The organism is Streptomyces sp., assembly GCF_035644915.1.
Classification (GTDB): Bacteria; Actinomycetota; Actinomycetes; order Streptomycetales; family Streptomycetaceae; genus Streptomyces.
Genome location: NZ_DASQNP010000203.1, coordinates 1 through 13,970, shown reverse-complemented (window position 1 = coordinate 13,970; position 13,970 = coordinate 1). Strand labels below are relative to the sequence as shown.

Annotated in this window: 12 protein-coding genes and 1 pseudogene; 6 read left to right on the top strand and 7 right to left on the bottom strand. The window is 74.6% G+C overall.

The features are described from left to right. The first annotated feature begins 481 nt into the window (after positions 1–481). Positions 482–1,165, top strand: a complete 684-nt coding sequence (locus VE546_RS22125) for a class I SAM-dependent methyltransferase (RefSeq protein ID WP_324925077.1) — start codon at positions 482–484, stop codon at positions 1,163–1,165. Positions 1,166–2,014: 849 nt separating this feature from the next. Here VE546_RS22125 and VE546_RS22120 read toward each other — a convergent pair. Further along, positions 2,015–2,701, bottom strand: coding sequence for a hypothetical protein (locus VE546_RS22120; RefSeq protein ID WP_324925074.1), 687 nt, complete (start codon positions 2,699–2,701; stop codon positions 2,015–2,017). 69 nt (positions 2,702–2,770) lie between these two features. Between VE546_RS22120 and VE546_RS28030 the strand changes: the two are divergent. Then, positions 2,771–3,055: pseudogene (locus VE546_RS28030) on the top strand (hypothetical protein); the annotation flags it as partial. On the opposite strand, the gene VE546_RS22115 reads toward VE546_RS28030, so the two are convergent. Then, a complete protein-coding gene (locus tag VE546_RS22115; RefSeq protein ID WP_324925072.1) occupies positions 3,024–3,419 on the bottom strand; it encodes a hypothetical protein in 396 nt (131 codons plus the stop codon). The pseudogene VE546_RS28030 and the gene VE546_RS22115 sit on opposite strands and share 32 nt — an antisense overlap. 637 nt (positions 3,420–4,056) lie before the next feature. On the opposite strand from VE546_RS22115, the gene VE546_RS22110 reads away from it, so the two are divergent. Beyond that, positions 4,057–5,106 (top strand): alanine racemase, encoded by a 1,050-nt coding sequence (locus VE546_RS22110; protein ID WP_324925070.1) that lies wholly within the window; start codon positions 4,057–4,059, stop codon positions 5,104–5,106. Between the two features lie 82 nt (positions 5,107–5,188). Here VE546_RS22110 and VE546_RS22105 read toward each other — a convergent pair whose 3' ends face one another. After that, positions 5,189–5,962 (bottom strand): HNH endonuclease family protein, encoded by a 774-nt coding sequence (locus tag VE546_RS22105; RefSeq protein WP_324925068.1) that lies wholly within the window; start codon positions 5,960–5,962, stop codon positions 5,189–5,191. Between the two features lie 197 nt (positions 5,963–6,159). On the opposite strand from VE546_RS22105, the gene VE546_RS22100 reads away from it, so the two are divergent. Next, the gene (locus VE546_RS22100; protein WP_324925066.1) at positions 6,160–6,918 is read left to right on the top strand and encodes a hypothetical protein; all 759 of its coding nucleotides are present in this window, start codon (positions 6,160–6,162) and stop codon (positions 6,916–6,918) included. 96 nt (positions 6,919–7,014) lie between these two features. Here VE546_RS22100 and VE546_RS22095 read toward each other — a convergent pair whose 3' ends face one another. The 4 genes from VE546_RS22095 to rpsA form a co-directional block, all read right to left on the bottom strand. Next, positions 7,015–7,386: a tetratricopeptide repeat protein gene (locus VE546_RS22095; RefSeq protein WP_324925064.1), complete on the bottom strand. Its 372-nt coding sequence runs from the start codon at positions 7,384–7,386 to the stop codon at positions 7,015–7,017. Positions 7,387–7,582: 196 nt separating this feature from the next. Continuing rightward, positions 7,583–8,194, bottom strand: coding sequence for a dephospho-CoA kinase (gene coaE / locus VE546_RS22090; protein WP_324925062.1), 612 nt, complete (start codon positions 8,192–8,194; stop codon positions 7,583–7,585). Between the two features lie 216 nt (positions 8,195–8,410). After that, positions 8,411–9,403 (bottom strand): PAC2 family protein, encoded by a 993-nt coding sequence (locus VE546_RS22085; protein WP_324925060.1) that lies wholly within the window; start codon positions 9,401–9,403, stop codon positions 8,411–8,413. A 378-nt stretch (positions 9,404–9,781) separates the two neighbouring features. Then, positions 9,782–11,284 (bottom strand): 30S ribosomal protein S1, encoded by a 1,503-nt coding sequence (gene rpsA, locus VE546_RS22080; protein WP_324925053.1) that lies wholly within the window; start codon positions 11,282–11,284, stop codon positions 9,782–9,784. Positions 11,285–11,658: 374 nt separating this feature from the next. On the opposite strand from rpsA, the gene VE546_RS22075 reads away from it, so the two are divergent. Beyond that, positions 11,659–12,489: a class I SAM-dependent methyltransferase gene (locus VE546_RS22075; RefSeq protein ID WP_324925051.1), complete on the top strand. Its 831-nt coding sequence runs from the start codon at positions 11,659–11,661 to the stop codon at positions 12,487–12,489. A gap of 22 nt (positions 12,490–12,511) precedes the next feature. Next, on the top strand, positions 12,512–13,970 hold a 1,459-nt coding region (locus VE546_RS22070), incomplete at its 3' end, for a helicase-related protein (RefSeq protein WP_324925049.1).

Below are 13,970 nucleotides of genomic sequence, written 5' to 3'. Positions count from 1 at the left end.
TCGTTGACGGCGGCCCGGGGCGGTCCCATACTCCATACCGCTCGCCACCCGCCCGCCGCCGATCACCCGATCACCGCGGATGTGCGCGGGCACGGCCGGCACCCCGGCTCCCCCGGCCGGTTCCCCACCCGCCCCGAGAAGGGGACAGCGATGACCGACGGACCCTCCCGCGGACCGACACCTCCCCGGGCGCGCTTGCGCGGAGCGCGGACGCGCAGCGGCCGCGGCTCCGGGGGGACCGGCTCCGGTGACGGCCCGGGTGAAGACCCCGGTGGCCCGGGCGACCCCCAGGATCGGCTCCTGCCGGCTTCCTGACCTCGGCCGGCGACCGGTGGGCGGCGGCGTGGCGATCTCCTCCCCGATCGCCGCGCCGTCCGCCGTCCGGTCCCACGGTCGGCGGTTCCGCCGTGAGCGGAATCCGGATCACCCCAACTCCCCCCGCACGTAAAGAGGTTGGACAGCTCAACCCGGGGAGGGGCCGATGGCGCCGACGGCGACGTACCACGAGATCGCGGACCGGTACGAGGAGGAGCCCGCCGGAGGACGGCGGACGCGGACCGGCCCCGGGGACGCCGGCCCCCTCGGCATCGGCCCCCTGCTGCGGGACCTCCTGGGCGAGGGCAGCGGCGTCTGCCTGGAGGTCGGCCACACCGCCCCCGTCCGCGGGACCGTCCGCGAGCTGGGCTGGACACCGCTCGGCGTCGGCCCTTCCGCCGGGGTGCCGCGCCCCGCCCGGGACCGTCCGCCGGCCGTACGGGCCGACGCCGGACGCCTTCCGGTGCGGGACGGCTCCGTCCCGGCCGTGCTCGCGGTGATGGTCCACACCGACGTGCCCGACTACCCGGCGGTGCTGCGCGAGGCGGCCCGGGTCCTGCGGCCGGGCGGGGTGTTCGTGCACGTCGGCGAGCACCCCTGCTCCTGCGGCGGCCTCACCGACCGCACCGGCCCCGAGACGGTGGTGGTCCGCCCCGGCCGCGCGGACGGCCGCGCGGCGGAGGGGCCCTGGACGGACCGCGGCGTACGGGACGGGACCGGCGCCCCGCACCGCCCGCTGCCCGAACTGCTGCACGCGTTCCTCGACGCGGGGCTCACCCTGGAACGGTTCGCGGAGAGCGGCGCCCCCACCCCGGCCGTCCTCGCCGTGGGCGCCCGCAAGTACGGCTGACCCGTCGTCAGGAGCGCCTCCGTACAGCTCCGGCGGACTCCGGTGGCGTCCGCCGGCCCGTGCGCCGGTCCCCGGCGGGTGCGCCGGAGCGCGGGTGTGCGGGTACTCACAGGGGGGCTCCGGGACCGGGCCGGGGCCGATACGGTGGAGGTGTGTTGCCTTCCCCCCGTTTCCCGTCCCCTCCCCGCCTCTGCCGCTTCAACGAGCCGTCCCGCCCGCGCCCGGACCGGGCGCGCTGCCGCCCGGCGGGAGGGAGAGGACGCGCCGGGCGGACGGCGGGCGGCCCCGGCCACCGGGCCGGCTCCGGCCGGACGGCCGCCTGCCGGCGGCTGTGCGGCTACGCGCAGCCGCCCGGGACTCCCTGAGACGGACGCTCCCGGGAGTTCCGGGGCCGGCGGCGCGGAACGGCACCGTGCGCCGGCACCCGGGCTCCTCCTGGGGCGCGTGCCGAGTCGTGATCGTGTGGCTCGTGCGAGGTCCTCGATCCGGATATGGAGCCGCGGAGGTGGAGTCCGGCCCGGTGGCTTCCGGGGCCTTGTCGTAGCGGGTGGCGATGCCGCGCCGGGCTTTCAGCGTGTTGATCAGGCACCCGACGGTGTTCCCGGCCTTTCGGCGGATACGGCTCGATGCATTCCTACTCCGCACCAGTCGGTTGCATCTGCGCCGCAGAAGACGATCTGCCAGAACAAACGTCGCCCTGCCGTGGGAAATCCGTCAGGTGCCGCGTGACGCGGTGCAGGTGCGTGCCGCAATCGACTCCGGTGGCGGAGGCGGGACACCCGACGTCCTTCCGTGCACCGAGGGTCGGTCATGCGAGTTCCCGGACGTCGGCGGTGTGCCGCGCGTCGGTCACGGCCACGAGGTCGGGGGCGGGCCGAATGCGCGGCGACCGGCCCTCACGGTCAGAGTGGCGATGGCAGCGTTGGCGCCACCACCGATCACAGCGCCGATACCGAACGGTGCCACTCGACCGAGAACGATGATTCCCTGCTTGGTCCCGTACTTCGTGACGAAGTTCTTCCCCAGGACCTTGTTGATCTGACGCAACGTCTCGACGGGCACCTTGGCGACGACCTGACGTCCCCAGTGTTGCCCCGTACGCCCGGCGACCTTGGTGATGGTGGTGGAGCCGGTCCCGCCGAGCATGATTCCCATCACGATCGTCCGGCGGCGCTCGATCTCGTCGATGGGAACTCCGTGGACTTCGGCGATCGAGAGCGCGAAGAGGGCGGTCAGCTCAAGGGATGAGAAAGCCTCGCCCGCCGACAGTGCCAGGGCGACTCCCGTACCGACGCCGGGCGCGGCTGCAGTTCCTCCGACTGCGGCACCTGTCCCGGCCAGGGCGCTGACGTACATCCGCTCCAGATTGCGGATCACCTGTGCTGGTGTCGCCTCTGGGTTCCGCTGGCGGGCCCGGGCGATGTTCTTGCGCACCAGTGGGCCCTGCATGTCGATCGCCTTGTCCAGGAGGTCGAGGACTCGCTGCCCACCTCCGGCTGCTGCCGGAACCGGCCCGTCGAGGTCACCTGTTGCCATGCTGCGAACTCCTTACGTCGTCACGTCCCGATCAGGTCTCCCGCTCAACCGGCCGAGCAGACCTTGCGCCGGCCGGACCAGGCCGCCAACCGCAGGAAGAAGGGCAGCAAGGGCGATCGGCCCGTCAGCCACGACGCCGACCTCCACAAGGAGCGGAGCACCGTTGAGCAACTGATCGACAGGCCGGAGGCGTGGCGGGGCATCGCCACTCGCTACGACAAGACCCCTGCCAGCCGCCTCGCCGGCCTCCACCTGCGAGCCCCGATGACCTGGATCGAGGACCTCGCTCGAACCACTCCCCGATCACGACTCGATACGCGCCCTAGGAGTACGGGCAGTGTCTCGCGCCGTTGAGGTACAGACAGCCGCCGTCCCCGACCCGCCACTCGTAGATCCGCGGCTTCCCTTCGTCGGGGTAGGTCAGAATCGTGCTGCCCCTGACCTCGTAGCGGCCCGTGGTCCTGATCGCCCCGGCCTCCCGGGTGAAGAATCCGTCCTCGTAGAAGCTGTGGACGGTCGGATCGAAATCGCTGGAGTGGTCCGTGCTCCAGCTCCCCACCAGTTCGGGGGGAATGCCCTGCCGGCCGTCACCGGCTCCGGCCCTCTCCGTGGCGCTGCCGGTCCCCTCCCCGGCGCCGTCCGTCCGGCCGCAGCCGCCCAGCACGAGGACGCCGGCCACCACCACCGCGGTCACCACCGTTCGCCGTGTCGTGCCCACAGACCCCGCCTCCCGTCGCATCGCCCCGGCGCCGCACAGTACCTTCGCCGGCTCTCCGACCAGGGCGGTGTGCGGGAATACCGCTGCCTCTCCGGGGAAAGTCCGTCAGTTCGTCCCCCCGCCGGTGTGCCGCCGTCGTAGTTCCCCTACGGCAGCGGATCGGCGTTTCCGGACGCGGCCCTCCGGCCGTCACCGGCCGGAGGCATGACGCCGCGCGGCCACCCGGGCGCCCGGCCGGAGTCCGCCGGGCCGCGGAGGACCCCGTTCGGGTTCTCCACCGTCCAGAGCGGACGGCACCCCCGCCGTCCGGTATCCGGATGGCGCTGTCCTCCGCAGCGGACACGGTCGCGCGGCGCTTGAGCCGGCCCGCGCCCGCCGGCCGGACGCCGCGCTGCCGGGCATCCGCAGGCCGGGAGCCCCCGGAGATCCGCACCGGCCCGCGGACCGGGCGCGGCCGTCCGCGATCATGGTGGGTGTGGCGGTGACGGTGGCGGGGACGCGGATGCGGGCCGGCAGTCCGGCCGGGAACCGCGGCGCGCCGGTCCCGCACGGCAGCGGCGTCCGGTGCCGCCGACCCGGCACACCACCGCCGCCGACAGCCGACCTCACCACCGCGAGAAGGGTTCCGGAATCCGCCGTGGCGCTCACACTTCACATCGACACCGCACGCTGGCGCGGACACCAGGAGGCCGTCCTCGAACGGCTGCCCGGTCTCGTGCCGGTCTGCAAGGGCAACGGTTACGGTTTCGGCCTCGACCGGCTGGCCCGGGAGGCCACCCGTCTGGGAGCCGGACTCCTCGCGGTGGGCACCGTCCACGAGGCCCTGCGGGTGCAGGACGTCTTCGAGGGGGACCTGCTGGTGCTGACGCCCCATCACCGCCATGAGGCGCGGCTGCCGCTGCACGAGCGGGTCATCCGCACCCTCTCCACCGTCGACGACCCGGGCGCCCACGGCCTCGCGGGCGCCCGGGTCGTCGTCAAGCTGATGTCCTCCATGCGGCGTCACGGGGTGCACCCCCGGGACCTCCACCGGGTGCGGACGGCGCTGCGGAACTGGCAGTTCGAGGGGTTCTCCATCCACCTGCCGCTGGACCGTCCGGCGGGCGCCGGCGGGGTCGGCGAGATCGTCGCCTGGATGGACCGGCTGCGTGCGGCCGGGCTGCCCCGGCACACCCTCTTCGTCAGCCACCTCTCCGCCGGCGAACTCGCGCGGCTGCGCGAGCGGTTCCCCCGTACCGCGTTCCGCCCCCGCGTGGGCACCGGCCTCTGGCTGGGTGATCCGAAGGCCACGCAGTACCGCAGCACCGTCCTGGACGTCGTGGACGTCGCCCGGGGGGAGCGGTTCGGCGTCCGGCAGCGCCCGGCTCCGGCCGACGGCCACCTCGCCGTGGTGGCGGGCGGCACCTCCCACGGCATCGGGCTGAGCGCACCCCGGCTGCTGCACGGCGCGCGGCAGCGCGCCCGGCACATCGCGGGGATCGGGTACGCCCTCGCCAACCGCCACCTGTCCCCGTTCGTCAGGGACGGGCGGCGGTACAGGTTCGCGGAGCCGCCGGACGTGGCGGAGTCCGTGCTGTTCATACCGGCCGGCCGGACGCGGCCGGTGCCCGGCGAGAGCCTCGTGGCACAGTTGCGTTACACCATCACCCGGCCCGACCGGGTCGTCGACGCACCGCACGGCCTGTGAGGCGCGCCGGCCGTCCCGCCGGCCGGGGGACGCGGGGGGACGCCGCACGGGCGGGGTGCCGACGGCACGCCCGCGGGGGCGCTCACCCCCCGCACTGGCGCAGCATCATCCGCTTGTCCGCGGCCGTCACCGGCAGCTCGTACTTCTCGGCGACCTGCGCGAAGCGCACCGCGTAGGCGCACCGGACCGGTTTGTTCGGCGGCAGCCAGGAGGCGGGCCCGGAGTCTCCCTTGGCCGAGTTGGCGCGGCCCTCGACCGGCAGCAGGTTCAGCGGGTCGTTGGCGAGCTGTTCGCGTTTGCTCTCCGGCCAGCGGGACGCGCCCATCCGCCAGGCGTACGACAGCGGCACCACGTGGTCGATCTGCACCTCGGCGGCGTCCTGCTTCCTCCAGGCGATCTCCTTGCCCGTGTACGGGTCGGCCAGCGTCATGGAGACGACCACGCAGTCGGAGCCGGAGCGGAACCGCAGCTCCTGGCCGTCGCGTTTCATGAGGTCGTTCCGGGTGTCGCAGCCGTTCCGCGCCAGCGGCACCCCGTCGGCGGTGTCCATCCAGGCGTATCCGAACTCCTCGCGGTCGTAGCCGGTCCCGGGGCCGCGCCCCTTCGTCGCCAGCTCCCCTATGAGCCTGCGCGCCTCGCTCCTGCCGGTGTCCGAGGTGACGGGCGCGAGTCCGGGCCCGGTGCCGTCGTGGTTGTCCAGGGGGTTGACGGACCGTCCGCCGGACGCGGCGGTCCCCGGGCCGGGCGACGGGTTCCCGGTGCCGGCGGCCCCGCATCCCGTCAGGGAGAGGGCGGTGGCCAGCGCGAGGGCGGCGGGGTGTGCCGGGCGGAGGTGTCGGAGGTGTCGGAGCGTCATGCTGCGGTCCCGTGGTCGGAGTCGGGGGTGCGGTCACGGGCCGCCGGTGCCGGGGCCCGTCGTCCATCGTGCCCGCCCGTCCCGCGCGAAACCCGGTTGCCGTCCGGTGGAGAGCGGGGGGACGGTAGGGGCTGTCACGGTGATCGACTCCGGTCGGCGTCATGGGCGATCGGTTCTCCACGGGGGTGTTTCCTGACATGGCCAGTCACTTCGGTGCCATCGGTCTCGAGGTGCGCGATCAGCAGGAGTACGGCGAGCTGCTGCACCGGCTGTACGGGCTCGGGCGGGCGGAGCCCGTCGGCGAGGGCGCCACACGGGTGGTGTGGAGCGGCGCGGGCGGCACCCGCGTCGAGCTGGAATTCGACGGCGAGGGGGCGCTGACGTACGTCCTGCCGTGCCTGGTGCCGCGGGGGGCGCCGGTCCCGGTGCGCGGGATCGCGCTGGCGCCGGACGGCACCGCGCACATGGAACTGCTGGACGGCGAGGGCGGGGAGATGCTGTGCCCGCTGCCCGTGGAGCTGACCGACCGCGCGGAGCTGCGCGCGCTGGGCCGCGGGGAGGCCGGGGCGCCCAGGGAGGGCAGCCTGCGGCTGAGCGCGCTCGCCGAGCGGATCGACCTGCACGCCGACGAGGCGGCGTACGACGCGGCGCAGGGCGACCGCGAGCCGAAGTTCGCACCGGACTTCCTCATCCCCGCCGGGCTGTTCCGCCCGGACGACGCGGACCGGGAGTGGACGCCGACGGCGCACGCGCTGTTCGCGGGCGGGGTGGTGGCCGCCGAGCGCACCGAGAGCGAGATCAGCGGTGAGGCCTTCCACCGGATCCGGGTACGGACGATCGGCGGGATCGAGGTGGACGTCGCCGCCGCCGACACCCAGCTCCCGCACCCTCCGGTGCCCGGTCAGTGGGTGGAGGGGGCGTTCTTCATGACCGGTTCCCTGGGGCTGGCCCCGTGACCGGTCCGGCGGCGCGGGGGGCGGGCGGCGGCAGCGGACGGGCCGGTTCCGGCGTGTGTCGGAACCGGCCCGTCCGGTGGCGTGCCAGGCGGCGTGTCAGGCGGCGCGGTCGCCGAACCGGGCCGCCTCCCAGAAGTCCGGGCGGGGGTCCAGCGCCGCCGCGAGGCGGAAGTGGCGCAGCGCCTCGTCGTCCCGGCCCGCGCGCTCCAGGGTGCGGCCGAGGGCGAAGTGCGCGAAGGAGTTGTCCGGCTCGCGCTCCAGGACGACCTGGAACTCCTCCTCGGCGGCGCGCAACTGGGCGCTGAGGAAGAAGGCCCTGGCGCGCAGCAGCCGGACGGAGGTCTTCTCCGGGAAGGCGGCGACCACCGACTCCAGGAGCTTCAGGGCGCCCCTGGGGTCGCGGGCGGCCAGCAACTGCTCCGCCGCGCGGTACTGGATGACATGGGTCTCGGGCGTGGTCTCGGGCACGTCGGCGCCTCCTCGCCCGCGCTCGGCCGCGTTCGTACTCGTCCGCGGGATCACGGGTCCTCGGGTACGGATGGTGGTTCCGGAGTGCCGCGCGACGCCGGGGACGTCACGGGCACCGTGGTGCACCGCCACGGGAACGCGCCGGCCTGCGGGCATATTCCCCCGTTCGGTGCAGTCTTCCCGGTTCGGGCGCCGGTCAAGCGTCCGGGGTCCGGCGGGCCCTCTCGGTCAACCGCCGCCAGACCTCCGCGACCTGGGGCTCCAGCTTCTCCAGCGGGCCGTCGTTGTCGATGACGATGTCCGCGACCGCCAGCCGCCGTTCGCGCGTGGCCTGGGCGGCCATCCGGCTGCGGGCGTCCGCCTCGTCCATGCCGCGCAGGCGCACCAGGCGGTCGAGCTGGGTCTGCGGAGAGGCGTCGACGACCACCACCACGTCGTAGAGGGGCGCGAGGCCGTTCTCGACCAGCAGCGGCACGTCGTGGACGACGACCGCGTCCTCCCCGGCCGCCGCCTGCAGCTCGGCGGAGCGCGCCCCGACCAGCGGGTGGACGATCGCGTTGAGGGCCTTCCGCCTCTCGGGGTCGTTGAAGACGATGGAGCCGAGCCGGGGCCGGTCCAGGGTGCCGTCCGGGGCGAGGACCTCCTCGCCGAACTCGGCGACCACGGCGGCCAGCCCCTCGGTACCGGGCTCCACGACCTCGCGCGCGATCTTGTCGGCGTCGATGATCACGGCGCCGTACGCGCCCAGGAGCCGGGAGACCTCGCTCTTGCCCGCGCCGATCCCGCCCGTCAGCCCCACGGAGAGCATGCCCACGCCTCCACCCGTCCGGTGCCCGGTCGCCCCCCGCACCGTGCGGCGGGGCCGCGGGCCGCGGCGGTCCCCCCGCCACGGCCGCCGCTCAGCCTACCGAAGCCGCCTACCGAAGCCGCCTGCCGACGCCGCGCGGGCGGCCCGGCACCGCACGGGGCCCGTGAAGCCGCGGGGCACACCGTGACCTGCCGTGGCCTGCGGCGACCCGCGGGGTCAGGGCCGGGGGCCGGTACCGTCCGCGCCGTTCCCGCCGTCCGGGCCGTCCGCGCCGCCGCTCTCGCGTTCGGCGAGGAAGCGCTCGAAGACCTCGCCCAGCTCCTCGGCGGACGGCAGCTCCGTGGGCTCGGCCACCAGGCTGCCGCGGGTCTCGGCCCCGGCTATGGCGTCGTACTGCTGCTCCAGCCCGCGGACGACCGCGACCAGTTCGCCGTCGCCCTCGGCGAGCTGCCGCTCGATCTCGTCCTGCACGCGGTGCGCGTCCGTGCGCAGCGCGTGGGTGACCTCCGGCAGGACCAGGCCGGTGGCCGCGGTGATCGACTCCACGACGGTCAGGGCGGCGTCGGGGTAGGTGGAGCGGGCCACGTAGTGCGGTACGTGCGCGGCGAAGCCCAGCACGTCGTGGCCGGCCTCGGCCAGCCGCAGCTCCAGCAGCGCGGCGGCGCTGCCGGGCACCTGGGCCTCGTCGAAGGGGGTCTGCCGCGCGGGGGTCAGGTCCAGGCGGTTGCCGTGCGGGGTGAGGCCGACCGGGCGGGTGTGCGGGACTCCCATGGGGATGCCGTGGAAGGTGACCGCCAGCCGCACGCCGAGCCGTTCGACGATCCCGCGCACGGCGGCCGTGAACCGCTCCCACTCCACGTCCGGCTCCGGGCCGGCGAGCAGCAGGAAGGGGGCTCCGGTGGCGTCCCTCAGCAGCCGCAGCTCCAGCCGGGGCCGGTCGTAGGACACCCAGTGGTCGCGGCGGAAGGTCATCACCGGGCGGCGGGCGCGGTAGTCGACGAGGCGGTCCACGTCGAAGCGGGCGACGGTCAGGTGCGGCTGGCGGTCCAGCAGCCGCTCGACGACCTGGCCACCGGTCTCCCCGGCGTCGATGAAGCCCTCGAAGTGGTAGAGCATGACGAGTCCGGCGCTGCCCGGCTCACCGATGACCGCCTCGGCCTCCTTCAGGCCGGTCGGTTCCCACTCGTACAAACTCTGCGGATCCAGCACTGCCGCCGCTCCTCCGTATCGCTCCTGTCTGTCGGCAACGTCCGCCGTCGCGCACGCATTCCCACGGTCGGTGACCGGGGGCTCCCGCCCGCGGGGCGTCCACCGGCCCGGTGGGCGGAAGGGGCCGGGACCTTGGCGTCCGCCGGGTGCGGGGGAGCCCGCCCGCGGCGCTCCGTCCGCCGCGCCCGTGGCGCTGCCGGGGCCGGGTGGCCGCCGGCACGGTCACGCATGGTGCCACGTCCGGCGCGGGCCCCCGCACCGGGTCCGGCGGGAGCCGCAGGCCCCGGGGCGCGGGGCGCGGGCACGCCGCAGGGCCCGCCCCCCGTGCGGGGGGCGGGCCCTGTCAGGCGTTGTGGCGCGTCGGCCGACCCGGTCGGGTCAGCTCTGGCCGCCCGCGAGCTTCTCGCGGAGGGCCGCCAGGGCCTCGTCCGAGGCCAGGGCGCCGGAGTTGTCGCTCGACTCCGAGGAGTACGAGCCGCCGGAACCGCCGCCCTGCTGGCCGCCGGCACCGCCGCCGGCCCCCTCGGCCTCCGCCTGCGCGTCGGCCTCGCGGGACTTCAGGACCTGCGCCTGGTGCTGCTCGAAGCGCTGCTGCGCCTCGGCGTACTGGCGCTCCCACTCCTCGCGCTGCTTCTCGTAGCCCGGCAGCCAGTCGTTGGCCTCCGGGTCGAAGCCCTCGGGGTAGATGTAGTTGCCCTGGTCGTCGTAGGAGGCGGCCATGCCGTACAGGGTCGGGTCGAACTCGGCCGCCAGCGGGTCGGCGCCGAAGGCCTCGTTGGCCTGCTTCAGCGAGAGGCTGATGCGGCGGCGCTCCAGGTCGATGTCGATGACCTTGACGAAGATCTCGTCGTTGACCTGGACGACCTGCTCGGGGATCTCCACGTGGCGCTCGGCCAGCTCGGAGATGTGGACCAGGCCCTCGATGCCCTCGTCGACGCGGACGAACGCACCGAACGGCACCAGCTTGGTGACCTTGCCGGGGACGACCTGGCCGATCTGGTGGGTCCGGGCGAACTGCTGCCACGGGTCCTCCTGGGTCGCCTTGAGCGACAGGGAGACCCGCTCGCGGTCCATGTCGACGTCGAGGACCTCGACGGTGACCTCCTGGCCGACCTCGACCACCTCGGACGGGTGGTCGATGTGCTTCCAGGACAGCTCGGAGACGTGCACCAGACCGTCGACGCCGCCCAGGTCCACGAAGGCGCCGAAGTTGACGATCGAGGACACGACGCCGGAGCGCACCTGGCCCTTCTGCAGGGTGGTGAGGAAGGTCTGGCGGACCTCGCTCTGGGTCTGCTCCAGCCAGGCGCGGCGGGAGAGGACCACGTTGTTGCGGTTCTTGTCCAGCTCGATGATCTTGGCCTCGAGCTCCTTGCCGACGTACGGCTGGAGGTCGCGGACACGACGCATCTCGACCAGGGAGGCCGGCAGGAAGCCACGGAGGCCGATGTCGAGGATCAGACCACCCTTGACGACCTCGATGACGGTACCGGTGACGATGCCGTCCTCTTCCTTGATCTTCTCGATGGTGCCCCAGGCACGCTCGTACTGGGCGCGCTTCTTCGAGAGGATCAGGCGGCCCTCCTTGTCCTCCTTCTGGAGGACGAGGGCCTCGATCTCGTCACCGACGGCGACGACCTCGTTCGGGTCGACATCGTGCTTGATCGACAGCTCACGGGAAGGGATGACACCCTCGGTCTTGTAGCCGATGTCGAGCAGGACCTCGTCCCGGTCGACCTTCACGATGACGCCGTCGACGATGTCGCCGTCGTTGAAGTACTTGATCGTCTCGTCGATCGCGGCGAGGAAGGCTTCCTCGGAACCGATGTCGTTAACCGCAACCTGCGGGGTGGTCACGGTGGTCTCGGTGCTGCTCGTCATGTGGAAAAGGGCTCCGGTACGGACATTGAAGTCGTAGGTACTGCTACGCCGAGAGCCCTTATCGCACTGCCGAAGCCGGACAGCCTGAGAGGCGCTTCTGTCAAGATCTCCACCTTCGAGGAAATCAACAAGCACCTCGACAACCGAGGGGACATACAACAGATGCGAGCGCGACCTGCTCCGTCCGAGGCGCGCAGGCCCGCAGCGCAACTTGTAGCATACGGGGGCAGCCGGGCATGGTCAATGCACGAACGAGGACACACGGGACTTACGTCTCATATCCGGCAGGATCCCGCGCTCGGCGGCCGTCCTCACGGCGCCCCACGGTGCCTCTCCGCCGCGCGCCCGCACCGCAGGCTACGACGACGGGCAGCATGAACCAAGACAGCGAACCGGAGCCGGAGGTCGCGCGCCGCGCCGCGGACGACGCGGAGAGCAGCCGGGCCAGCCGCGTCTGGTGGGACCGGAACGCGGACGACTACCAGCGCGAGCACGGTGACTTCCTCGGCGACGCCCGCTTCGTGTGGGGCCCCGAGGGGCTGGACGAGGAGCGGGCCGGGCTGCTGGGCCCGGCCGGGGAACTGGCCGGGCGGTCGGTGCTGGAGGTCGGCGCCGGGGCGGCGCAGTGCTCTCGCTGGCTGGCGGCGCGGGGCGCGCGACCGGTGGCGCTGGACATCTCGCACCGGCAGTTGCGGCACGCCCTGCGCGCCGGCGCCGGCTTCCCCCTCGTCCAGGCCGACGCCGGCGCCCTGCCCTTCGCCGACGGCTCCTTCGACCTGGCGTGCTCCGCGTACGGGGCGCTGCCCTTCGTCGCCGACCCGGTGCGGGTGATGCGCGAGGTGCACCGCGTCCTGCGGCCGGGCGGGCGGTGGGTCTTCTCGGTGACGCACCCGATCCGCTGGGCCTTCCCCGACGAGCCGGGACCGGAGGGCCTGACGGTCCACGCCTCCTACTTCGACCGCACGCCGTACGTGGAGCAGGACGGGCACGGGCGCGCCGTCTACGTCGAGCACCACCGCACGCTCGGTGACCGCGTGCGCGACGTCGTCGCCGCCGGCTTCCGCCTGCTGGACCTGGTGGAGCCGGAGTGGCCCGAGTGGAACCGGCAGGAGTGGGGCGGCTGGTCCCCCCTGCGCGGACGGCTGATCCCGGGCACGGCGATCTTCGTGTGCGAGCGCGACGGCGAGCGCGACGGGCGGCCGTAGGACGCTTGCGAGGATGGAGGGCATGCCCCTGCGGACCGATGCCCTCCACCGACTGCCCGTACGTTCCGTGCTGCCCGCCCTCCGCGACGCGCTCGAGGCGCGCGGGGCGGCCGTGCTGTGCGCGCCGCCGGGCACCGGCAAGACCACGCTGGTGCCCCTGGCCCTGGCCGGGCTGGCGGATTCCGGCGATCCCGGCCGCACCGGCCCCGTCCGGCGCGTGGTGGTGGCCGAGCCGCGCCGCATCGCGGTACGGGCCGCCGCGCGGCGGATGGCCTGGCTGCTGGGCGAGCGCGTGGGGGAGCGGGTGGGGTTCACCGTGCGCGGGGAGCGCGTGGTGGGCCCCGAATGCGCCGTGGAGGTGGTGACCACCGGGGTGCTGCTCCAGCGCCTGCAGCGCGACCCGGAGCTGGCCGGGGTGGACACGGTGCTGCTGGACGAGTGCCACGAGCGGCACCTGGACGCGGACACCGCCGTCGCCTTCCTGCTGGACGTGCGGGCCGCGCTGCGGCCGGAGCTGCGCCTGGTCGCCGCCTCGGCGACCACCGACGCCCAGGGCTGGGCGCGGCTGCTGGACGCGCCCGTGGTGGAGGCGCCGGGCGCGGCGCACCCGGTGCGGGTGGTGTGGACGCCTCCCCCTCGTCCGGTGCGCCCCGCGCACGGCACGTGGGTGGACCCCGCCCTGCTGGAGCACGTGGCCGCCGTGGTGCGGCGGGCGCTGCGGGAGGAGAGCGGCGACGTGCTGTGCTTCCTGCCCGGGACCGGGGAGGTCGCGAGGGTGGCCGGGCTGCTGGGCGGCGACGGCCCGGGAACCGGAGAGGGGACCGGCGGAGCGGACGTCGAGGTGCTCCAGGTGCACGGGCGGGCCCCGGCCGCCGTCCAGGACGCGGTGCTGGCCGGCTCCGCCGGGCGGCGCCGGGTGGTGCTGGCCACGGCGGTCGCCGAGTCCAGCCTGACCGTGCCGGGGGTGCGGGTGGTGGTGGACTCCGGGCTGGCCCGCGAGCCGCGCACCGACCACGCGCGGGGCCTGGGCGCGCTGACGACCGTGCGGGTCTCCCGGGCGTCGGCCGAGCAGCGCGCGGGCCGGGCCGGGCGCGAGGCGCCGGGCGTGGTGTACCGCTGCTGGCCGGAGGCCGAGCACGGGCGGCTGCCGCGCTTCCCCTCCCCCGAGATCGCCGTCGCGGACCTGACGGCGTTCGCCCTGCGCGCGGCCTGCTGGGGCGATCCGGACGCGCGCGGCCTGGCGCTGCCGGACCCGCCGCCGGACGGGGCGATGGCCGCGGCCCGCGAGGTGCTGCGCGCGATCGGCGCCGTGGACGGCTCCGGGCGGGTCACCGGGCGCGGGGAGGCGATGGCCCGCCTGGGCCTGCACCCCCGCCTGGCGCGCGCCCTGCTGGACGGCGCGCCCCTGGTGGGGGCCCGGCGGGCGGCGGAGGTGGTGGCGCTGCTGAGCGAGGAACCGCCCCGGGAGTACGGCGGCGAGG

Excerpts from the sequence above, each read along its gene's own strand:
- VE546_RS22125 (WP_324925077.1), top strand. The coding sequence starts at position 482 with ATGGCGCCGACGGCGACGTACCACGAGATCGCGGACCGGTACGAGGAG.
- VE546_RS22120 (WP_324925074.1), bottom strand. The coding sequence starts at position 2,701 with ATGGCAACAGGTGACCTCGACGGGCCGGTTCCGGCAGCAGCCGGAGGT.
- VE546_RS22105 (WP_324925068.1), bottom strand. The coding sequence starts at position 5,962 with ATGACGCTCCGACACCTCCGACACCTCCGCCCGGCACACCCCGCCGCC.
- VE546_RS22100 (WP_324925066.1), top strand. The coding sequence starts at position 6,160 with ATGGCCAGTCACTTCGGTGCCATCGGTCTCGAGGTGCGCGATCAGCAG.
- coaE (WP_324925062.1), bottom strand. The coding sequence starts at position 8,194 with ATGCTCTCCGTGGGGCTGACGGGCGGGATCGGCGCGGGCAAGAGCGAG.
- rpsA (WP_324925053.1), bottom strand. The coding sequence starts at position 11,284 with ATGACGAGCAGCACCGAGACCACCGTGACCACCCCGCAGGTTGCGGTT.
- VE546_RS22075 (WP_324925051.1), top strand. The coding sequence starts at position 11,659 with ATGAACCAAGACAGCGAACCGGAGCCGGAGGTCGCGCGCCGCGCCGCG.